The sequence below is a fragment of the Rhizobium sp. CG4 genome (assembly GCF_023701965.1).
Classification (GTDB): Bacteria; Pseudomonadota; Alphaproteobacteria; order Rhizobiales; family Rhizobiaceae; genus Agrobacterium.
Genome location: NZ_JABAEG010000009.1, coordinates 18,069 through 39,758, shown reverse-complemented (window position 1 = coordinate 39,758; position 21,690 = coordinate 18,069). Strand labels below are relative to the sequence as shown.

The following is a 21,690-nucleotide window of genomic DNA, read 5'->3' as shown; positions in this document are numbered from 1 at the left end:
CAATTGTATGCCGTGGGGATATGCCCGCCGTTCTGACCGCACCCAAGAGGGGAACGAAAGGGTGCGACGCTCAGGCATGACATATCCCCGCTCTCCTCCTCAGGAGGCAACTTTGATGCTGAGACTTTCGAGATAGGATGATGGGTTTTCCGGATCGAAGACCTTGCCGTCGAAGAATGTTTCCTTGCCACGCGAAGGTGAGGCAGGAATATCGGCAGCAGCGACGCCAAGCGCTTGCGCTGCTTCCCGCCACAGGTCCTCGCGGTTGACCTGATCGACCAGCGCCTTGATATCAGTGTCTGGTGCAAACTTGCCCCAGCGGGCATTTTCAGCAATGAACCACGTGTCGTGGCTCTTGTATGGATAAGACGCACCGTCTTTCCAGAACTTCATATAGAGATCACTGCCGTGAACGATACGTTCATTGCCGTAGTTGATGTCGCCTTTTAGGCGGCCCAAAACATCTTTCGGGGGCACGTTAAACCATTGACGCTTGCCAAGGATCGTCGACATCTCATCCTTGTTGTCCATGCTGTCGCACCACTGCTGCGCCTCCATCACGGCCATGAGCAGGGCCTTTGCAGCATTTGGATTTTTCTCGACCCAATCGGCACGCATGCCGAGCGCCTTTTCAGGATGTCCTTTCCACAATTCACCGGTGGTACAGGCTGTGAAGCCGATACCCTGATTGACGAGCTGCTCATTCCACGGTTCGCCAACACAGAAAACATCCATGTTGCCAACCTTCATATTGGCGACCATCTGCGGAGGAGGAACGACAACGGTGGACACGTCCTTGTCGGGATCAATACCACCTGCAGCCAGCCAATAGCGGATCCACAGATCGTGTGTTCCACCAGGGAACGTCATGGCGGCCTTGATTTCCTTGCCTTCAGCTTTCTTTTTTTCAAACGCTGCCTTCAATTTCGAAGCATCCAGCTGGACACCGGTTTCGGCATATTCCTTGGCGACCGAAATGCCCTGACTATCAAGGTTGAGGCGAGCAAGAATTGCCATCGGCACCGGCACATTGTTTTGCGTTACCTTACCGGTATGCATGAGATAAGGCATGGGCGTCAGAATATGCGCGCCATCAATGCCGTTAGAGGCACCACCCAGCACCAGATTATCGCGGGTCGCACCCCAGGACGCCTGCTTGATAACCTCAACATCCGGCATGCCATGTTTGGCAAACAGACCTTTTTCCGCTGCCACCACCAAAGGAGCGGCATCCGTCAGGGCGATGTAACCAAGCTTTGCTCCCGTTACTTCCGGAGTGGCAGCGGCAGCAAAGGCTCCGGATGGAAATGCTGACCGGACCGCCGTAATCAGGGCAGCGGTTGCTGTGGTTTTCAAAAGGCCGCGGCGACTGACAGAACCCGTGAGTATATTTTTCATTCGCATGTTCCCCTTTTGGTGACCACCGGAACGGTGGTTTGTTTCTTGCGAAAAAAATCCGGAAATAAAAAAACGCCGCTCGGATATTGCGCCATCAGGATCCAATGTCCCGGGCAGCAAAACCTTGCGACGTCCGTGTCTTCTGTGGGTGCATATCCCGCACCCAGCTTGCCGCGATCTCCATTGACCGCTGCGCAAAATACAAAGCAATCAGCGTGCCAGTTCGAAAAACGGACAACAAAGCGCTGTATTCAAACGATTATTTTGAATGAAAATTCAATCGCCTATTTTTTAGGCCGCACAAGAATAGGGCGTTATTTATGCAATTGCTGCAAAGTACGAAATCAGTTTTGGGCAGCGTTTGTGCAGCTGGCAGATTTTATTCGTGATCGCGACGTGCAAGTTCGCCGGTTTTCCGGCGCACCGCGAATGCCTCTACGTAGCTTTCAATGGACGCCGGATCGAATACATGTCCGTCCATGAAACGATCATCAGCATCAGCACCTTCAACGCGAATATCAGCATCAGACGGTACATTGCTGTCGCCGAGCGCGGCACGATAAATATCCGGGCGGTAGGCAGATGCACAGGCATCCGCACCTTGCGATGAAAACCTCGTCTGCCCCCAGCGGATCATCTGGCTATAAATCCACAGGGCCTGGCTCTGCCGGGGATAGTTGGCATGGTCACCATGGAAGGTGAAATAACGGCTGATGACCCGACGGTTGCCGCGATCATCAATGTTGAACTCGCCCGCCAATACATGCCGTAAAATCTCAGACGAAGTGCCGATGTAGCGCGGGTCAGCCAGCACACTGCTGAGCGCATCATGGTTGTCAGGCACATCGCACCACCGCGCCGCCGCATCCAATGCGACCAGCAGTCTCGCCACACATTCCTGCTGCGTTTCTGCCCATTCAGGGCGCATGCCAATGACCTTTTCAGGCGCAGAGGGCCAGATGTCCTGCTTGGCGGCGACAATTTTGCCTACACCACGCTCACACGCCACCATGTTCCATGGCGCACCGACACAAAATCCATCAATAGCACCTGCAGCCAACGCATCCGAGGTTAGTGGCGGCGGCACGACAACAAGCTTCACATCAAGATCAGGATCGATGCCGCCAGCTGCCAGCCAGTATCGGAACTCATAATTGTGCGACGAGAACGGATAGGTTACGCCAAAAGTTGGCTGTGGCTCACCTTGCTCACGCATGGTTTCAAGAACCCGCTTCAGTGCGACAGCGTTTTCCAGAGCGCTTGCCGTTTCCGAAAGTCCGGTCGCTTCGCGCATTTTGACAAAAAGCCGACTGGATAGCGTAATCGCGTTACCGCCACGTCCCAGAGAAAACGGCGTGATGGTCGGCGACGGGTTTGAGCCGAGGCCAAGCATGGACGCGACCGGCATGGGAGAAAGCATATGCGCAATATCAAACTGCCGAAACGCCAGCCTGTCACGCACATTTGCCCATGAAACATCCTTCACTAGATCAAGGGTCAGCCCCTCTTTGGCAGCAAAGCCAAATTCTGCGGCAGCAATCAGCACAGAAGCATCAACAAGGGGAATGAACCCGGCGCGTAGCGTGCGCTGCCGGTCATTGCCGATCAATGCCGGAGCAACGTGTGACGTATCACCGTTGCTCTGCCCTTCGGTTTTATTGCCGTTTGCCGTCATGCCATTAACTCCACATCTACCGTCAATTTGCGCTGATGCCCAGGACCAAAACCTGTAGACATCACATCAGCAAACCGGCAGCCGTAACCACGCTTTGCGCAATTTCAGACAACTTCTTTTTCTCGTTCATGGCCGTCTGACGCAGCAACGCAAAAGCTTCCTCTTCGGAAAGACCGCGCATTTTCATCAAAACACCCTTGGCGCGCTCAACAACCTTGCGATCTACCAGCGCCGATTTGGCTTCCGCCAATTCACGCTGCAAACGGCTGAAGGCATTGAAGCGGCTGACAGCCATATCAAGGATCGGCTTGACCCGTTCCTTCTTCAATCCATCGACAATATAGGCAGAAACACCGGCTTCGACGGCCGCCTCGATAGAGGCCGTATCTGAGCGGTCCACAAACATCGCAATCGGCCGTCCAACGGTGCGCGTCAACTGGAACAGATGTTCCATCATATCGCGATTAGGATTTTCTATATCGATAACAATCACATCCGGGCGCAACGTTTCGATTGTGCGCGCCACGCCATGGACCTCATGAATCACTGTGACGCGGCTGTGCCCTGCCTCTCGAAGCCCTTCCTCGATAATAGAAGCGCGGATAGCGTTTTCGTCGATAACTAGGATTGTGAGGTCCAGATGCGTCATGGCGCAATTCATGACGCAGCGCAGCACGTTTCGCAATCCCCCTGCAGAGCAGTTCAGGAAATTGATCTTCGGAAGAGCTCAACCCGCCTTTGGCATGCGAGGTGTGCTGGCGAGTAGATTTTGCGTATAGATATGCGAAGGGTTCGCCAGAATATCGCGTGTTGCGCCCTGCTCCACTATCCTGCCCTTTTCAAGCACGATCAGCTGGTCACACAGCAAAGCAACCAGCGCAATATCATGCGACACCACCACAAAAGTCATGCGTTTTGATAGGTCACGCAGCAACTCGATGATACGTGCGCGCGTGGAAAGATCGAGGGCACTGACGACCTCGTCGGCGATAATGAGATCGGGGTTTGAGACAATCGCACGGGCAATCGCAATACGTTGACGCTGACCACCGGAAAATTCATGAGGATAACGTCTGAGCGCATCCGCAGGCAGGTCAACCGCTGCCAGAGCCTGCGACACAGCCTGCATGATATCTGTTTCGATTTTGAGAGAACGCAGTGGTTCGGCAATAATGTCGAACACACGCTGACGAGGATCAAGCGACGAATAGGGATCCTGAAACACGGCCTGCACGCTGCGACGAAAGCCACGCATGAAACCGCTATTTTTAATATCAAGCGCCTCTCCGCGGAAAGAAACCTGTCCAGCAGACGCTCGCTGAAGCCCAAGCAACAGCTTCAGCATGGTTGTCTTACCTGAACCGGATTCGCCAACAATTCCCAGATTGCTGCCAGCCGCCAGCGTCAGGTTGATATCATACAACACCGGTTTTCCTGCGGTGTAGGAAAACGACACATTGGACAAATTCAGCAGGCTCATGACGCAATCTCCAACGCCTTATCAAAGGCACGGGCAGCGGCAACCAACCCCTGCGTATAAGGATGCGCGGGTTGGGAAAACAGGGATCCTACCGGTCCTTGCTCAATCAACTCTCCTTGCCGCAAAACAAGTGCGCGTTCTGTTACCGTCGCAACAACTGGCAAGTCGTGACTGATAAACAGCAGCCCCATGCCTTCATCCCGCACCAGCGCCTCAAGCAGTTTCAGGATTTCGGCCTGCGTTGTGACATCAAGTGCAGTTGTCGGTTCATCCGCAATCAGCAGCTTGGGGCGGCAGGCCAAGGCCATTGCGATCGCCGCACGCTGCCGTTGGCCGCCGGAGATTTCATGCGGCCATGACGCAGCAATCCGCTCCGGATCCGGCAATGCAACGCGCTCCAGCAACGCCACAACCCGTTTGTGAATCTCGGCCTTCGAAGCTCTCTGCCGATCACGTAAAGCACGGCGAGATACGACTTCTGCGACTTGGTCACCAATTCGCATCAATGGATCAAGCGCTGTCATCGGCTCCTGAAATACCGCCGCCACGCTGTTGCCGCGCAGAGGCACGAGATCACGGTCTTTCGCCCCGATCACCTGTTGTCCATCAAGGATAATGGAGCCGCTTGCTCGCATGGCGTCGGTCAGCAGACCCATAGCAGCAAGCGCCGTCAATGATTTGCCCGAGCCGGACTCACCAATAAGTCCAACCCGTTCACCCTGTGAGATCGAGAAGGAGATGCCGGAAACCAGCTTGCGGCCTGCGGTTTCGATTTCAAGATTTTCAACCGACAGCAAAATGCTCATCTCTGTCTCCTGCGTGTTGGATCTGCCGCATCACGCAGGCCATCGGCAAACAGGTTCAACCCAATCACCAGAGACACAAGAGCAAGACCGGGAGCAATGGCACCAAAAGGTGCTGTATAAACGGATGCCTGTGCTTCCTGCAGCAATCTTCCCCACGATGCATTGGGGGGTGGCGCGCCAAGTCCAAGATAGGAAAGCGACGCCTCCGCAATGACGGCCAAGCCGAATTGCAGGGCAAAATTGACGATCAATGTCGGCCAGATGTTGGGAAGGACGTGAATACGAACGGTGCCCAGCCACGAGGTTCCAGATATTCTGGAGGCCGTTATGTAATCCATCGCCAAGACACGCTTTGCCAGAATGCGGGTCAGTCTGGCGACAATGGCCGAACCGGCAATACCGATGGCAAGGATTGCGGTCCAAAGGCTTGCTCCATCGCTTGAGGCGACAATCAGCATGGCCAGAAGCAGTGTCGGAAAGGCAATCAGAATATCAAGCGTCGCGGCCAGCACATCATCCAGTGTCTGCGTTGCAAATGCCGAGAGTATGCCAATTGTCACCCCGATCAATGCACTGATGGCAACCGCACCACAGCCGACGATCAGAGCGATCCGCGAGCCAATCATGATTTGTGTCATCAGGTCGCGGCCCAGCCTGTCGGTTCCCGCCCAATGAATGAGCGATGGACCTTCAAGCCTCCCACCCACCATGTCGCTGACACCGTAAGGTGTCCAAAACAGTGACAGAAGCGCGATTGCCAGATGCAACCCGACAAACAGACCACCAATCAGCAGCGGCAATGGCAGTTTTATCTTCGCTTCGGCTGTCTCCACAGGAAGGGTCATATGATGATCGCTCATGCACCACCTCCTGCTACACGATTGCGCAATCGCGGATCAATAATTCGTTGCGCCAGATCAGCCGCAAAACCGACAAGCAGCACCAACAATGTCGAGATAAAAAGCACGCCCTGAACATTCGGATAATCGCGCTGCTCAATGCCTAAAAGCAGCATGGAGCCGAGGCCGGGAAGCGAAAACACCCGCTCAACCACCACAGCGCCAAGCAATGTGGACGCCATTTCCATACCGATAATGGAAATGACCGGCACAGCGCCGTTTCGAATTCCGTGGCGGATCAGCGCCTGCGAAAACGTCGCTCCGAGCGCACGTGCGGTGCGCAGATAATCACTGCCCAGCACATCCTGCGTCGCAGAACGAACATAGCGGATCAAAGAGGCTGACATGACGATGGCGATGGTCGCAACGGGCAGCACAAGGGATTGAAACGCGGCAGGCGCGGTTTGCCATCCACGAGACGGAAAGCCGCCCGATGGAAACAGCCGCAGGTTAACCGCAAAAATGCCGACCAGCAGAATGCCGATCCAGAAGACTGGAACCGCGATACCGAGCTGTGAAACGACGGATATCACCGTCCCATACCAGCGGTTCTGACGCACCACCGACAAAATCCCGAGCGGAACAGCGATCGCGATCGCAACAAAAAACGCCATCAACGTGAGCGGTACGGTCACAATCAACCGCTTGCCGATTTCAGACAGCACGGGCGCACCACTGACGAATGAGTTTCCAAGGTCAAAGCGTGCAAGACTGCTGATGAAGCGCAAAAACTGCTCGTAAAGTGGCAGATCGGAACCAACTTGCCGGCGTGCTGCCTCAATCTGCACGGCATCGGCACCGACAGAAACAAGCGCATTGGCAGGATCACCCGGCAGCAGCCGCAGCAAAAGAAACAGGACGAGAGAAGCGATAACAACCGACAGGACCAGAATGGCCGAGCGGCGAACAAGATAGGAAAATATGACGCTTACCTCTCAAGCATGAGCTGCCGACGTCCGGTCCGCTCATCGGCTGACATTTCACAGTTTGCTTCTGACCATTTCCTTATACAAGATCAACGGATTACAGCAAACGCAGCAACGCCGCCGGAAAATAATTCAGGCGGCGTTCTGTGTCGAGTATAGAGTTTCTCTGCTTATTCGGCTTTGGTGATGTCGTAAGCGAAGAACTGCGAGTTCAATCCGTTCAGCGAATAACCGCCGACCGACTTTTTCGAAACAACAATCTGCGGATAGAGATAGAACCAGTTGCTGGCTGCATCTTCAGCAATGATCTTGTTTGCTTCGGTCAGTTTTGCGGTCTGTTCATCGGTCGTTGCACTGGCTTCCGCCTGCTTGATCAGATCAACAACCTGAGGGTTGTTATAACCCCAGTAGAAGTCCGGGTTACCGTAGAACACGATATCACGGTGGTTCACGTGCTCCTGCAGGGTCGCCTGGAAATCATGCGCCTTGTAGATTTTTGTGTACCACTCATTGGCGGTAATGATGTTGATGTTGACCTTCACGCCCACCTTGGCCAGTTCGCTCTGGATAAACTGGGCAGCAATCGGATGCGGGTCGTAGTTCGGCGTGTCGATTGTGAAGGTGAAGCCATCGGGATAGCCGGCTTCCTTCAACAATTCCTTGGCGCTGTCAGGATTATAGGCATCAACTTTGGTCAGATCGACATACCATGGATCGGTTGGCGGTACGAAGGAACCGATCAGAGTACCATAATCACCCCAAACGGCCTTGAGCAGCTTTTCATCATCAATTGCGCGGGCGAGCGCCTTGCGAACCTTGACGTTGTCGAATGGTGCAACGCGGTCATTATAGGCAAGCAAAAGCTTGGTGGTGGACTTGCCTTCGCTGACGGTAAAGTCAGGATTATCCTTGAACTGCGCCAGAGAATCCGGGCTCTGTACCGATGTGATGACGTCCACCGAACCGGTCAGCAAGGCATTGTTAAGAGCAGTCGCTTCCGTGAAATACTGAAAAACAACTTCGCCATTTTTCGGCTTTTCGCCCCAGTACTTGTCAAAGCGTTTGATGGCCAGCGATGAACCGCGACGCCAATCTTCGAGCGCATATGGACCGGTACCGTCTTCTTTCGCCTGCAGGTCCGTCGCGTCATCATTGACGATCCAGACATAGCTGAGATTATACGGCAGCGAGATCGAGCGCGACGACAGCTTGATGACAACCGTTTCATCGTCAGGGGTTTCGATACCGGCAATTGTCTTCAGGCTGTTCTTGCGCGAGCTTTTCGATTCCGGCGCAGCAACGCGTTCAATAGAGAACTTGACGTCCTTCGAGGTCAGCGGCGCACCCGAATGGAAGGTCACACCAGGCTGAAGTTTGAAGGTGTATGTCAGACCATCTTCGCTTGCAGTGAACTCTTTCGACAGGGCGGGCTGTACGGAGCCATCATCATCAAGGCGGAAAAGCGCTTCATAAACGTTGCCATTGAAGGCTTCGTTGATACCCTGACCGGCACCGGCGGTGTTATCAAGGTTTTGCGGCTCATAGAGCGAACCGATATTGATTGTGGCATCCGGATTGTTTTCAGCAGCAAACGCATGGGTGAACACGCCAGCTCCAAGCACGATCGCAAGTGCGGTCGCTACAGCCCGGTTGGTGTGTTTCATGGTGCCGTTGCGGGTTTTGAAACCGCTCATATCATTCTCCTGTTCGAAATTGCTGCCTGTTGTGGCTTGCCGTCGACAGAGATTATACAATCACGCCGATAGGATCGATATCTGGCTGAACACCTATTTATAATTGTTTCATAGAAATTTATCTCGATTAAAGATCATTACGCAGAGATTTTTTGCTAAATTGGCAGAAGCATGTTTTCGTCGGACAGGATAAACTTCACTCCATCAAATCTGGAATCGACGACAAGAGGACATTATGGCGGATATGGATCGCGAACGGGCGCAGCAACTGCTGGGCGCCTCGGGGCTGGACGGCATGGTTTTATTCCAGCCGGAAACCTTCCGTTATGCGACCGGCATAAGCGCGGGCGTTGCCACCATGTGGGGGCGTGCGGGCTCGGCTATCGCACTGGTCCCGGCCGACAGCACATCGAGGCTCGCCGCAGTCGTCAGCGACCATGTTTTTGCCGGTAAAGGCAATTTGCGCCAATCGATCGATCTGCGTTCACACCGCATCTGGATCGATGCCGTGTCACTTCATGAGACGACCTCGGTTTCAGACATCAATGCGGCCTATCGCAACAGCAATAATATTGGGCCGAGGCCTGAAACCTTTGACCAACAGGCATGTTTTCAGCTTCTGGCCGACATCATAAAGGAGCGTGGTCTCGATCATGCACGCCTCGGTGTCGATCTCGAGTTCATGCCCGCAGCCGATTTTGCGAAACTGAAAAAGACGATCCCGACAGTCAACTGGCAGGACGCGTCCGGCATCGTCAAACGGCTGCGGATGATCAAGAATCCCCCTGAAATCCAGCGTTTGCGCAATGCTGCATCCTATGCGGAAGCCGGGCTGCAACTGCTGGCAAAGTCAGCAAAATCTGGCTCCAGCCTCAAGGATTTGTCCACCGCATGGCTCACAGGTGCGACAGAAGCAGCGATCGCCAATGGTGAGGTTCTTTCAGGACACTGGGATTACATCTCCATCGGCGCAGATCTGCAGAACATGGCAGCAACCGTTAAAGACGGCGACCTGATAAAGGCCGATGTCGGTACGCTCGTCTGCGGATACTCATCCGATGGCGCGCGAACATTCGTCTTTGGTCAGCCCTCACCACTCGCCAGCGAAGTCTACAAGGCGTTGCTTGAAACGTTTCTTATCGGGGTGGACGCACTCAAACCCGGCAATACATTCGGTCAGGCCCACGCAGTCATGTTGGCAAACATGCGCAAGCTCGGCTTTGAAGAATATTATCGCGGCCATTTCGGCCACTCGGTTGGCGCCGCAGTTGGCATCGAAGAATGGCCATTTATTTCGCATGGCAATGACATCACCATAGAACCCAATATGGTGCTGGCATTGGAAGCGCCATTTTATGCCAACGGCCTGGGTGCGCTGATGATTGAGGAGCAATTCCTGATCACATCAACTGGCGCAGAAACCATGAACCGTCTTTCTCGCGAGCTCGTATCGATCGTTTGAAATTCAGGAATTGATGCGTCAGTCGGTCACTGGCGCATCACGCATCTGCGCATTATCCTCAAAGGCAAGCAACCAACGCCATTTGTGCGGAAATCACCAGCCACCATGAGCCAGCCTCCAACAGTATCACCTGACAAAAAAGCCCCTTCTGCAAAGCGCGATGAAGACGGAAACTTCATTCTCGATGCAGAATTCATTGCCAGCCGCTTCGGCCTGCAGGAAAATGCCGTGCGCGACTTGATGCGGCGCAACCTCGTTCACAGCCTGGTCGAGGAAGGTCGCGACACTGACGCCAACACCTGGCGGCTTACCTTGCGGTGTGGCAACCGGCAGTGGCGGGCCATACTGGGGATCGATGGCGAATTACATGACGAGACCATCCGTTTCGTGTCACCTCAGTCACGATAAGGCACTGATAAAACTTGTGAACATCGCCTTTTCCAAGTATTGACTGAATACCCTCTGGGTATGGAACCCATCGACGTGAAAACAAGCATTAGAACCATTGCCAAATTGGCGGGAACCTCCGTTACCTCAGTCTCGCGCGTGCTGAACAACAGCGGCTACACGTCCGCAGATGTGCGTGAAAAGGTCGAAGCGGCAATCAAGGAACTCAACTACACGCCGAGCAAGGGGGCGCGCATGTTGCGCGGCGAACCAAGCCGCATGATTGGTTTGCTGTTGCCATCAATCGATCTGCCGTTTTTTGGTATTCTTGCCCACAGCATCGAACAACAGCTTTTTGAACGGGGCTATCAGACGCTGATTTGCAGCACCGCTGAAAACCGTGAACATGAAGAACGCTACATTTCCATGCTGTTGTCGCAGCGTGTCGATGGCGTCATCGTTGCAAGCGCCTTTGGCGACCTGTCGCATTTCCGTTCTCTCGCCAGTACACAAATTCCAATCGTCGGAATTGACCGCGAAATGAGCGGCATTTCCAAAGATGCTGTTATGGCTGACCATATCGAGGGTGGACGCATGATGGCGAAACATCTTCTCGACCTTGGCCACCGCAAAATCGCCGTCATCGGCGCACCCGGTCACAGCCAGCCTATTCAACTGCGCCTTGAAGGTGTGCGCCAGGAACTTGCCGCTCACGGACTTGCGCCCGCCAAGGAAGCAATCGGCGAGGAACATCGCTTTGCGGAAATCCACGAAATGGCGCAACAGCTGTTGCGCGACTGCCCCGACGTAACGGGGCTGATTGGGACAACCGATATTGCCGCGATTGCCGCCATTCATGCCATTCATCATCAGGGGCACTCTGTGCCGCAGGATTACTCGGTAATCGGCTTTGATGATTTGCCGGAAGCGTCGCACATGTTGCCGCGCCTTACCACTATTGCACAGCCCATTCGTGAGGTTGGTCTGCAGGCTGTCGAGCGGCTGGAAAAATTGATTGATGCACACCGCAAGGAAAAGGACCTTCCAGCCATGGGAGTGCTGCGCTTGCCGGTTACGCTGGTTGAGCGTGAATCCACCGGGCCTGCACGGCTTTAACCCGGTGGCAATGTTGCGGTCACGGCAGAACAGAAGCTGAAATCGAATAACGTGTCGTCAGGCTCTCACCGGCCGTAAAACGCCACGCTGTTGGCACACCAGCCTGATTGAGCGGATTTGAGGCCGCTGAAATGCCGACCCCCAGATCGAACGCCGCCCTCACCGGCTCTGCCCCGAGTGCCAGATGTCTGTTGAGCCACGGGCGCTGGCTGCGGCCGCGATTGGAAATCCACAACATCAGGCTCGGGAAGATTTCACGGTCCCATTCAAGAACGGTGCGATAATTCTGCTCGAGATTATCGAGGACCAGCCGTCCTTCAACGACCGTCACCAGAAGAAGATTTTCGGATTGCCCCGCAAATGGCAAAGCGGTGGCATCGACCTCATCGCCGTCGCGGCTCTTTAACACGGACAGATCTGCGAAACATTGATCCTCTGCAAAACGTGACAATGGCTGGCGTTCATCCAGAGGGTGTGTCCACACACCACTGTGCGGACCGGTGTGAAGCTTGATGGCACCAGGCGTTTCCGGCAAAACAAAACAGGGATGCAGGCCAATAGGTATCTCGCAATCGCGCCGCGCCGTGATCGTCAGCTCAAATTCCAACCCCGCATTGCCGGTCAGAGCTACAATACGCCGTTGCAGGGATTTGATCACGCTTGCCTGCGGATATTCAATTTCAGCCAGAAGTTCTCCTTCGCCACCAGCCGAGATGGTCCAATGGTGGTTTGAACCAAAGCCACGTGGATCCTCGAATGCAGGATCAGAGATGACGGCGCGTCCTTGCGCCTCGCGCCAGCGTTCGGGAAGTGGTCGATCCGGAACCGCACCAAATGGCACGCAAGGCCATACACCGCGCAAACGCTGAAGGATGGCCGGTTGATCGGCCATATCCTCATTTGCCCAGGGAGCAACATGCAACGGCGACACTGACCGCCCATCCTCGAGGATAAAAGACACCGGTCCCAGCATGCCGCCCAGACTTTGCAGTGCTGCCTCACCCCGATCCCATAACATCGACAAATTTTGCATGTGCTTGTCTTCCTCAGCCATGGCCGGCATGTGGGCGATCGATGATCAGATTGATGAATACAGCGCCAAGGATCAGTGCGCCACGAACCACCTGCTGCGCGTAGGGGTTAAAGCCCCACAACGTCATAGCGTTCAAAAGCACACCTAAAAACAACACGCCAACAAAGGCTCCCCATATCGATCCTTTGCCCCCAAACAGGCTGACACCGCCGATGATGACAGCAGAGATGACCTCCAATTCCATGCCTTTAGCAATGGTCGGATTGCCGGAATTGAGAAGCGACGAATAAACGATGCCACCCGTGACAGCAAAAAGGCTGGTAATGATCATGCACAAGGTGCGGGTGCGGCTCACAGCAAGACCTGAAAGGCGCGCTGCCTCCGCATTACCACCGATGGCGTAGACCGAACGTCCAAAGCTGGTGTAATTGGCCAGAACGTAAGCGATAATAAAGGCAATCAACAGCAGATATACCGGTACCGGAACGTGGAATATGCGTCCGCTTCCGATGAAATAATACCATGACGGGAAGGACTCGATCGGTGTTCCGTCGGTGATCAGATTGGCCAAGCCGGCAAGCGTTGCCATCATCGCCAGCGAAGAAATAAAGGTCGGCACCATGAAGCGGTTTCTCAACCAGCCATTAAAGATGCCGATGCCGGCGCCGAAAGCGAATGTCAGTGCAAAGGCCGCAATAACGACCCATATGGCGGGCTCAAAGTCACCGCCTGATATCCATGACACCAGCCACGCGACAAGACATGACGACGCCGCCACCATGGAGCCGACTGAAAGGTCGATTTCACCAACAATGATCAGCAGTGTCATGCCAAATGCGATCATGCCAGGCACGGCGATGGTGCGCAAAATATTGAGTTGGTTATCAAGCGACATGAACCCCCGTGCGGTGAACGCCACCAGCACGTAAAGGCCGATGAGGATGATCAGCATGGAGTTCCGCCGTGCGAAGGTTCCGATTTTTCCGCCGGAAAGCGTCATGGAAATCTCCTGAATTCAATGGGTTTGGTGCCGGACCATGCAGGCGGCATAGAGGGTTTTGGGATCAAGCTTCTCATTGACGAATTCGTCGGCGATAACGCCGTCGCGCAAGATGAGGATGCGGTCACAGCATTCGACCAGATCTTCCAGTTCGGTGGAGACCACAATACTGGCAAGGCCGCGGGTCGCCTGTTCCCAGATGATGTTGTAGATCTGCTGTTTGGCCAGCACGTCAACGCCGCGCCCCGGCTCGTCAAAGAGCAGTATGCGAGGATCGTCATTCAGCCAGTTGCCGACAACGATTTTCTGCTGGTTGCCGCCAGAAAGGCTCGACACGGGCAAGGATGGGTCGCCAACCTTGATCAGCAAATTGTCGATCTGCCGTTTGACATAAGGGTCTTCGCGACCGGTGGTTATGAAACCGAGTTTGCCAATGCGCTGCATGGCGGCAAGACACAGGTTTGCATGACTGGACAGAATTTGCGCCAGTCCTCCATGCTTGCGGTCTTCGGAGGTGTAGCCGATACCAAATGCTTTCATGACAGGGATGGAGACATTCGAAACGGTTTTGCCATCAACGACAATTTCACCCGCATCATGCGGTCCTGCGCCGTAGATCGCCCGCAAAAGCTCCGTTCTGCCCGAGCCGAGCATTCCCGCAATACCGACCACTTCACCGGGGTAAAGGTCGAAGGAAATGTCTTTTAGCAAAGGGGCAAGCGACAGGTTGCGCACCGAAAGGATGGGTTTGGTCCGCTCTTTGGGGTGCAACGGGCGATGAACCGGCTGGATTTGCCCAAACATCATTTCAAGAATAACCGCAGGTGTCGCCTCCTCAATCGAGCAGGAGCCCGTGAAAACACCATCCCGCAGCGCTGTTACCGTGTCGGCAATCTCGGTCAGTTCTGCCAGTCTATGCGAGATATAGATGATCGTCACACCGCGATCCCGCAGACGCCGGACAAGCTCAAACAATTGTTTGACTTCAGCCTGTGCCAGCGCCGAGGTCGGTTCGTCCAATTGCAGCACAATCGGTTTGAACGACATCGCCTTGACGATTTCCACGACCTGCTGGCGTCCGACGGACAAGGAACCAGCGGGAATATCCGGATCAATGTCACCCGCCCCCATATCATTCAGCAGTTGGGCCGCACGCTTGCGCAAATCAGGCCAGTCAATAAACGGCGTGCCTTTGCGCTTGGGCAAACGTCCCATGAAGATGTTCTCGGCCACACTCAAATGTGGCACAAGGCTTAGCTCCTGATAAACCGTGACAATACCCGCTTCTAGCGCGTCGGATGGACGCGAAAAACGGCATACTTCACCATTCAGAAGGATCTCGCCCCTTGTCGGTTCGGTGGCACCAGACATCATCTTGATGAAGGTGCTTTTGCCTGAACCGTTTTTACCAAGCAGGGCGTGAACCTTCCCCCGTTCAAAGGAGTGGTTGAAGTCATCGAGCGCCGTCACCCGGCCATAATGCTTGGTGAGGCCACGCAATTCGAGGACGGAAGACATACGTTCTCCGTTATGTTGTCTGGAGGGTGGGAGAATACGCACGGCATAAATTGATTATGCCGTGCGCGTTTCCTTACTTCTTGAGGCTTTCGGCAAAGGCCTTCACGCCGTCAGGATCAGCGCGTGACAGCAGCAAAGCCGGAACGGTCGTCTGTTCAGCCACCTTGTCGCCCTTAAGAATGGAAAGAGCGGAATCGACACCCTGTGCGCCCATGTCGAATGGAGACTGCGCCGTTACGGCCTGCAAAACATTGTCATTGGCCATCAAGCCTTTGGCAAGCTGTTCGGAACCGTCGATACCGAAGACATAAACGGAACCAGCCTTTCCAGCATTGCGCACTGCCTGCATGGCACCAATCGTACCACCTTCATTGGCCGCGTAGACCACATTAACGTCAGGATTGGCGGTGAGAATGTCGGTGGCGACAGACACTGCCTTTTCCGGAAGCCATGCGTCCTGTTCGGTCACGACATCAACGGTATTGCCTTCAGCTGCAGCTTCCTTGAAGCCCCCTGTGCGCTCACCACTTTGTTCGGGCAACAGCGACTTGAAGCCCAAAATGGCAACCTTTGCCTTACCGCCCAGAGTTTCAGTGATGAACTTGCCTGCCGCCTTGCCGGTGGAAATGCCAAGATCCTTGTTTGAGGTCGAGAATGTTGCCTGTGCAATACCGGCATCGGTCAGGCCGCCATTTACGGCAACCACCACAATACCTGCATCACGGGCGCGCTTCAGAGCTGCGGCCGAGTTCTTGGCAGACACCGGGGCAATGACGATCGCATTCACCTTGCGGGCGATATAGGTATCGATCGCCTGCGTTTCCTTGGCCTGATCGCCATCGATATTGATTTCAAGAATTTCCGCACCGGCCTTTTCGGCCGCACTGCGCATGCCGGCCTGCAAGGATTTCATGAACTGGTCGCCCTGGAACACGATGCTTGCCACCACCGGTTTGTCGGCAGCCTGTGCCAGCATTGGCGCCATGCTGACAGATGTAATCAAACCCAATGCTGCGGCTTTAAGATATGCCTTCATGCTATTCTCCTCCCTTGTGTTGATGGTACCGGCCTTCGCATACTCCTTCTGCGAAAAACCGGGATTTAGCCGAATGCCGGTCTCGTCTCCTTTGTTTCCTCAACGAGAACGGACATATGCGGAATTCCATCGGTGGCGGTTGCACCACCGAGACAGTGGGCCGCCGCACGATGCGCGACAGCGGCAATTCTGGCAGAGGGCCAGCCCTCATGCAGGCCGTAAAGAACAGCGGCGCAGAAAGCATCTCCGGCACCGACCGGGCTAACGATATCTTCTACTGCGACCGGAAGCGAGTAGGTTGTGATCGCCTCACATCCACGCTCAAGCCATAAAGAAAGTTCTGGTGCATGGATGATTGCGCCACGCCGCACGCCACCTGCCAGCAAACTATTGCCTGCCTTGTGAACGGCATCAACGAGCAACTTGCCTTGACTGTCACGAACGGCAATTCCCGTTGCCCGCCCGGCTTCAATCTCGTTTATGATGACGTAATCGCAATAGGGCAAAGCAACGCCAACCTGACGCTGGAAGGCAGGGTCCTCGCTGGAAACGAAATCCACGCAGGTTAGCAATCCCGCTTTTTGCGCAGCTTCCAGCAGATGACTGGCACCGGAGCGGCCATGACCATCAAGCTTGTCCAACCCCGGCAGCAACATGAGATAGCCCAGATAAAAAAGGCGATACCCCTGTTGGGCATAGGATGCCGTGTTGATCGACGCCTGCGTCAGGTCATCATTGGCACCGCCATGGTAGAAGAAGGTCCGGCTTTGCCCGGGAACCGTCATCACATGGGTATGGGCTGTGGCAGCTTCACCTGACGACACCATGCCTGAAACATCGATGCCGTGTTGTGCAAGACGTTCGCGGACAAACAAGCCATCAGCATCATCACCAAGGCAGCCGGCTGCAGAAAGCCCGCCGGGAAAACCAAGCGAAGCAAGATCAGTGACAACATTGGCGGCTCCACCACCAACGCCGATGTCCTGATGCAATATGTGCGTGAGATTACCCTGCTCCGGCCAATAGGAAAGAGCATGGACGCGGTCCACGATGAAATTTCCGGCGCAGACGATACCTCCAGTATGTCCGCTTTTTGTCTCCTCCCCCAAAGACATCAGCCGCCCCCTTCGTTCCAGAGCGGCCGGAAGGGTGGCTCATCTTCCTCAATGTCCGCAAAACGCCCAATCGGCTCAAGGAAGAAGTTATCGTTGCGGTCGTCATTGACCTGGCTGACCTCACCGACCAGCACTGGTCCGTCTCCTGCCTTGCCGTAGAACCGGTGGTAAAGACCGGGATGGATCGTCACACTCTGTCCGGGAGACAGCTCAAGCTCTTCCCACTGCGCCAACAGCTGTGGCAGGCCGTCAACAAGCACAACAACATCCTCACTGCTCGACGTACCATCTTCATTCGCAGCACAGAACTCGATCACCAGTGTACCGCCGCCGCGATTGATGATGTCTTCCATCTTGGCTTTGTGAAGATGTGCGGGCGTCATTTGCCCTTCGGCAACGAACAGCAGTTTTTCAGCGTAGGTGCGTTCATCTGCCTGCCCAACGATGCCGTTGCGAAGGCAAAAAAGCACAAGACCACACTCCGCAAACTTGCCGCTGCCAAAGTCTGTCACATCCCAGCCCAGTTGGTGAGCGCGCAGATAAGCAGCATCTTCGGGTCGGGCTGCAAGTGTTTCACCGGTCCAGTCGCCCCACACCGGAAGCGACCATTTCCAGTTATCCAGCATCTCAACGGCAAATTTGAGGGCCGTATTGATTTCGGAGCGCTTCATCAGGACGCCCCCTCGGCATAATTGACGGAAACAACGCGATTTTCGCGGCCAGACTGCAAGGCCGCCGTCAACACGGCATGATGTGCAGCGGCTTCTTGCGGTGTCGCGCAATGGAAACCTCTGCCATTACCACCCGCCAATTCGTCAACGAATGCTGCCCACATTTGCTGGATGGCGTCGGCAAAACCGAACTCGAAAATCTTGCCTGTTATCGCAGGGAAAAGCGAACCATATCCGAGATCTTCGGTGCTCCAGGCCTGGCTGGCGCCGTTATAGTCCATCCACTGCCACTGGCGTGGAGACTTGGTGCTGAAATAGGCGCTCTTTTTCATACCGAGAATGCGGATATACCAGGTGTTGGATTCACCGGGCGCAATACGCCAGGTTTTCAGCACCATGGGAAAGTCCTGATCCTGCGTCGTGACACGAGCGCTGATAGTCGCGTTGTCCCAAGTGGTGCAAGGTGCAATGCCACCCTTGCCGTCTGGGCGTTCCGTTACCTTCTTCACCAATTGTGCGTGAAGGGTGGAAGGGCGCCAGCCGAGACGCAGCGGTACATGCAGCACGTGCATGCCAAGATCACCCATGCACCCGTAGGCGCCGTTGATGTGTTCCATACGCTTCCAGTTGATCGGCTTTTGCCGATCAATGTCGGAAGAATGCAGGAAGCCGGCTTCGACTTCCAGAATCTCACCCATCTCGCCACCACGCGCCAGTTCAATGACTTTCTGCGCACCAGGAAAAAACGGCATTTCAGACGAGCAACGCACCACGAGCTCAGGTTTTTCACCCAAAACCTTCATGATCTCGCTGTTTTGTAACTGATCCATGCCAAATGGTTTTTCGCCGAGCAGATGTTTGCCTGCCCGCAGGATATCCGTGTAGAATTCCGCATGCAGGACATGCGGAACGGCGCAATAAATGGCATCCACATCGGGATTAGCCAGCAGTTCATTATAGTCCGTTGTGCGCTGTCGCACGGTTGGTACGTTGTCGCTGAACCAGTCCATCAAGGCGGTGTTCGTATCGCACACCGCAACAATTTCAGGTCGGGCTTGCGCATCCACCAAGTGCAGCCAACGCGCGGCCGCACTTGCAAATTCGCGACCCATCAGACCGCAGCCGATAACGCCGAAGCGGAAAATCTTCGTCATAACATTCCTCCCTTTGTTACCGCACGGTTAGCCGAGATGGCGTGCCGCTTCCTCTGCAGTTACACCGTCGTGAACGATAGCCATCAGCGCCTGTGTCATGCCCTTGGGATTGTTGTGCTGGATTACGTTACGACCATAGACAATGCCGCGAGCGCCCTGCTCCATCAGCACCTTGGTGCGTGACAGGATTTCCTGATCACTGACGCGGCCACCGCCACGCACCAGCACGGGAAGCCCCTGCGCAATCTCGATAACGCGGTGATATTCTTCAACGTTATCGCATGGATCGGCCTTGATGATATCAGCGCCCAATTCAGCAGCCTGGCGTACCAAAGGCAGGATTTTATCAATCGCGCCGTCAACCATATAAGCGCCCTTGGAATTGTCCTGCATGACCAGAGGCTCAACCATCAATGGCATGCCGTAGATTTCGCATTCGCGCTTGAGAATGTTCACATTGCGCACGCAGGCCCGGTAAACCTCAGGCTGGTTCGGCAACATCAGTAGATTGACCACCACGCAGGCCGCATCCAGCACCACGCCCTGTTCGACAGCCCGGTCAATCACTTCTGAAAACAGAACGGATGGCAGTGGGTTGCCGTAGATATTGGCGATGTCGGTGCGCAGCACCAGGGCTGGACGGTCCTTGCCTGGAATCGCCTGAAGAAGGGGTGCTGTACCCGGCGGAAGCTGAATGGCATCCGGCTTTGCTTCAGCAATCACATGAATGGCGGTTTTCATGTTTTCAATGCCCGCAAGGAACGTGCGCTCATTGAACATGCCGTGGTCGATTGCCACGTCAAAGCAGTTTCCGGACGTGCCGAAAAGACGATTGAGGCGTGCTGCCTTCATGATGGTTCCTCCCAATATGGTAACGTTTCCATATTTTGCTATCGGGTTCAAGAGTGAGCGTCAACAAAATTGTGGTAACGTTTCCACATATTGTTTCAGATATTCGAGCATAAGCAATTTGAAGCCATTGAAACTATTCAGACGGCATTGGTGAGTGTCCCGCAGGAATTAAGGGTTTGCTTGTCATTTGGGCGTATCGTTCTAACGTATCAGCCCCGCCTTGCCGTCCTTGTCCGGCGCCCTTTCAGGACCAAAATCTTGCCACGCACAGCCATTTCACCGCAATCGACAGGTGTCGTTATCCTTGGCGGAGCGCACGGAGCACTGGCATTGGCAAGAAGCCTCGGGCGTTCAGGCATAAAGGTACATTATATCAGCAATGACTCCCCCCTCACCGGCTGGTCGCGCTTCGTGCAAAAGCAGATCAGATGGCCAGGCGCGGACCATGCGGACGCAACCGGCTTCCTTGTGGATTTTGCTCGTAAAAATGCATTGCAAGGTAGTCTTTTGGTACCGGCCGGCGACGCAGAGGTTTTACTGGTCTCGCAAGAGAAACAGATTCTGCAAGCCGAATACCGCATCATGTTACCACAATGGCAAGAGCTGCAATGGCTGTGCGACAAACCTCTTCTCTACAAGCGTGCAGAGGAACTGGGGCTGCAATATCCACGCACCTATGAACTGGCATCCACCGAAGAAGCGCACTTGCTGGCGCCCACATTCCCGGTGATCTTGAAACCCAATATGGGCGGTGGAAACAGCCGCATCGTCAAGGCAAAAGTCATCAGGGCTAATGATAAAACGACATTTATCTACAGTTTCACCGATGCTGCCGGTGAAATTGGCGCGCGCAATGTTGTTGTGCAGGAACTTATCCCTGGCGGCGGCGAAAGCCAGTTTTCCTATGTCGGCTTGTGGCATGATGGAAAAACGGTGGCTGAATTCACGGCGCGCCGCACCCGGCAATATCCCGTCGATTTCGGCTTTACCAGCACCTATGTCGAGGTGGTCAACGAACCTTCACTAATCGAAGCATCGCACAAGCTGCTCTCATCCCTGACATTTAGTGGTCTGGTCGAGATTGAATTCAAACGCCACGCTCTCAACGGCACCCTCAATATTCTCGACGTCAATCCAAGACCCTGGGCCTGGCTCGCACTTTCAGCCGCAGCCGGCGTCGATTTCGGCCCAATGATGTGGAACATCGCCCAAGGACATCAGACACCAGTATCCGCCACCGCAAAGCCCGGAACAGCATGGATTTACGCTGTTCGTGACCTTGCCGCGGCCATGACACTCATCAAACGCGGTAATCTGGATATCGAAACATTCATCCGCTCCTTCGCCAAAGTGCGCGCCGTGGCGGCGTTTGCCTGGAAAGATCCCCTGCCAGGCCTGCTTGACCTGCCGTTAACCGCATGGCGTGTATTGACACACAGAGTGCTCAACCTGTCAAAGAAGTAAAATC

The 21,690-nt window shown here is 54.6% G+C and carries 20 protein-coding genes; 4 read left to right on the top strand and 16 right to left on the bottom strand.

All coding sequences use genetic code 11. The annotated features are described in order from the left end of the window. Positions 1–99: 99 nt before the first annotated feature. The 8 genes from HGO37_RS21585 to HGO37_RS21550 all read right to left on the bottom strand — a co-directional run bounded on the left by HGO37_RS21585 (position 100) and on the right by HGO37_RS21550 (position 8,878). The gene (locus tag HGO37_RS21585; RefSeq protein WP_250985159.1) at positions 100–1,398 is read right to left on the bottom strand and encodes a CmpA/NrtA family ABC transporter substrate-binding protein; all 1,299 of its coding nucleotides are present in this window, start codon (positions 1,396–1,398) and stop codon (positions 100–102) included. A gap of 379 nt (positions 1,399–1,777) precedes the next feature. Beyond that, on the bottom strand, positions 1,778–3,073 hold the full coding sequence (locus HGO37_RS21580) for a CmpA/NrtA family ABC transporter substrate-binding protein (protein ID WP_250985158.1): 1,296 nt from the start codon (positions 3,071–3,073) through the stop codon (positions 1,778–1,780). 61 nt (positions 3,074–3,134) lie between these two features. Further along, positions 3,135–3,722, bottom strand: a complete 588-nt coding sequence (locus tag HGO37_RS21575) for an ANTAR domain-containing response regulator (protein ID WP_250985157.1) — start codon at positions 3,720–3,722, stop codon at positions 3,135–3,137. A 78-nt stretch (positions 3,723–3,800) separates the two neighbouring features. Then, positions 3,801–4,553: an ABC transporter ATP-binding protein gene (locus tag HGO37_RS21570; protein ID WP_250985156.1), complete on the bottom strand. Its 753-nt coding sequence runs from the start codon at positions 4,551–4,553 to the stop codon at positions 3,801–3,803. After that, positions 4,550–5,359, bottom strand: coding sequence for an ATP-binding cassette domain-containing protein (locus HGO37_RS21565; RefSeq protein ID WP_250985155.1), 810 nt, complete (start codon positions 5,357–5,359; stop codon positions 4,550–4,552). The genes HGO37_RS21570 and HGO37_RS21565 overlap by 4 nt, the downstream gene beginning before the upstream one ends. Then, entirely contained in the window at positions 5,356–6,219 is an 864-nt protein-coding gene (locus tag HGO37_RS21560; RefSeq protein WP_250985154.1) for an ABC transporter permease, read from the bottom strand. The genes HGO37_RS21565 and HGO37_RS21560 overlap by 4 nt, the downstream gene beginning before the upstream one ends. After that, the gene (locus HGO37_RS21555; RefSeq protein WP_352230599.1) at positions 6,216–7,181 is read right to left on the bottom strand and encodes an ABC transporter permease; all 966 of its coding nucleotides are present in this window, start codon (positions 7,179–7,181) and stop codon (positions 6,216–6,218) included. Before HGO37_RS21555 ends, HGO37_RS21560 begins: the two co-directional genes overlap by 4 nt. Positions 7,182–7,354: 173 nt before the next feature. Beyond that, the gene (locus tag HGO37_RS21550) at positions 7,355–8,878 is read right to left on the bottom strand and encodes an ABC transporter substrate-binding protein (protein ID WP_250985153.1); all 1,524 of its coding nucleotides are present in this window, start codon (positions 8,876–8,878) and stop codon (positions 7,355–7,357) included. Between the two features lie 235 nt (positions 8,879–9,113). Here HGO37_RS21550 and HGO37_RS21545 point away from each other — a divergent pair, with 235 nt between their 5' ends. The 3 genes from HGO37_RS21545 (at position 9,114) to HGO37_RS21535 (ending at position 11,843) form a co-directional block, all read left to right on the top strand. Further along, the gene (locus HGO37_RS21545) at positions 9,114–10,340 is read left to right on the top strand and encodes a M24 family metallopeptidase (RefSeq protein WP_250985152.1); all 1,227 of its coding nucleotides are present in this window, start codon (positions 9,114–9,116) and stop codon (positions 10,338–10,340) included. A 105-nt stretch (positions 10,341–10,445) separates the two neighbouring features. Next, complete coding sequence (locus tag HGO37_RS21540; RefSeq protein ID WP_250985151.1) at positions 10,446–10,748, top strand: DUF6522 family protein; 303 nt, start codon at positions 10,446–10,448, stop codon at positions 10,746–10,748. A gap of 75 nt (positions 10,749–10,823) precedes the next feature. Next, positions 10,824–11,843: a LacI family DNA-binding transcriptional regulator gene (locus HGO37_RS21535; RefSeq protein ID WP_250985150.1), complete on the top strand. Its 1,020-nt coding sequence runs from the start codon at positions 10,824–10,826 to the stop codon at positions 11,841–11,843. Positions 11,844–11,862: 19 nt separating this feature from the next. Here HGO37_RS21535 and HGO37_RS21530 read toward each other — a convergent pair whose 3' ends face one another. The 8 genes from HGO37_RS21530 to HGO37_RS21495 all read right to left on the bottom strand — a co-directional run bounded on the left by HGO37_RS21530 (position 11,863) and on the right by HGO37_RS21495 (position 20,222). Next, positions 11,863–12,876 (bottom strand): hypothetical protein, encoded by a 1,014-nt coding sequence (locus tag HGO37_RS21530; RefSeq protein ID WP_250985149.1) that lies wholly within the window; start codon positions 12,874–12,876, stop codon positions 11,863–11,865. Between the two features lie 13 nt (positions 12,877–12,889). After that, positions 12,890–13,876: an ABC transporter permease gene (locus tag HGO37_RS21525; RefSeq protein WP_192489304.1), complete on the bottom strand. Its 987-nt coding sequence runs from the start codon at positions 13,874–13,876 to the stop codon at positions 12,890–12,892. 15 nt (positions 13,877–13,891) lie between these two features. Then, positions 13,892–15,394 (bottom strand): sugar ABC transporter ATP-binding protein, encoded by a 1,503-nt coding sequence (locus tag HGO37_RS21520; protein ID WP_250985148.1) that lies wholly within the window; start codon positions 15,392–15,394, stop codon positions 13,892–13,894. 73 nt (positions 15,395–15,467) lie between these two features. After that, complete coding sequence (locus HGO37_RS21515; protein WP_192489306.1) at positions 15,468–16,430, bottom strand: substrate-binding domain-containing protein; 963 nt, start codon at positions 16,428–16,430, stop codon at positions 15,468–15,470. A gap of 65 nt (positions 16,431–16,495) precedes the next feature. Beyond that, on the bottom strand, positions 16,496–17,545 hold the full coding sequence (locus HGO37_RS21510) for a carbohydrate kinase family protein (protein WP_250985147.1): 1,050 nt from the start codon (positions 17,543–17,545) through the stop codon (positions 16,496–16,498). After that, on the bottom strand, positions 17,545–18,216 hold the full coding sequence (locus tag HGO37_RS21505) for a D-lyxose/D-mannose family sugar isomerase (RefSeq protein WP_250985146.1): 672 nt from the start codon (positions 18,214–18,216) through the stop codon (positions 17,545–17,547). The genes HGO37_RS21510 and HGO37_RS21505 overlap by 1 nt, the downstream gene beginning before the upstream one ends. Beyond that, positions 18,216–19,370 carry a Gfo/Idh/MocA family protein gene (locus HGO37_RS21500; RefSeq protein WP_250985145.1) on the bottom strand — a complete coding sequence of 385 codons (1,155 nt, stop codon included), beginning with the start codon at positions 19,368–19,370 and terminating at the stop codon, positions 18,216–18,218. Before HGO37_RS21500 ends, HGO37_RS21505 begins: the two co-directional genes overlap by 1 nt. 27 nt (positions 19,371–19,397) lie before the next feature. Then, complete coding sequence (locus HGO37_RS21495; protein WP_250985144.1) at positions 19,398–20,222, bottom strand: class I fructose-bisphosphate aldolase; 825 nt, start codon at positions 20,220–20,222, stop codon at positions 19,398–19,400. Between the two features lie 258 nt (positions 20,223–20,480). Between HGO37_RS21495 and HGO37_RS21490 the strand changes: the two genes are divergently transcribed. Then, positions 20,481–21,686 carry a carboxylate--amine ligase gene (locus HGO37_RS21490; RefSeq protein WP_250985143.1) on the top strand — a complete coding sequence of 402 codons (1,206 nt, stop codon included), beginning with the start codon at positions 20,481–20,483 and terminating at the stop codon, positions 21,684–21,686. The last annotated feature ends 4 nt before the right edge of the window (positions 21,687–21,690 follow it).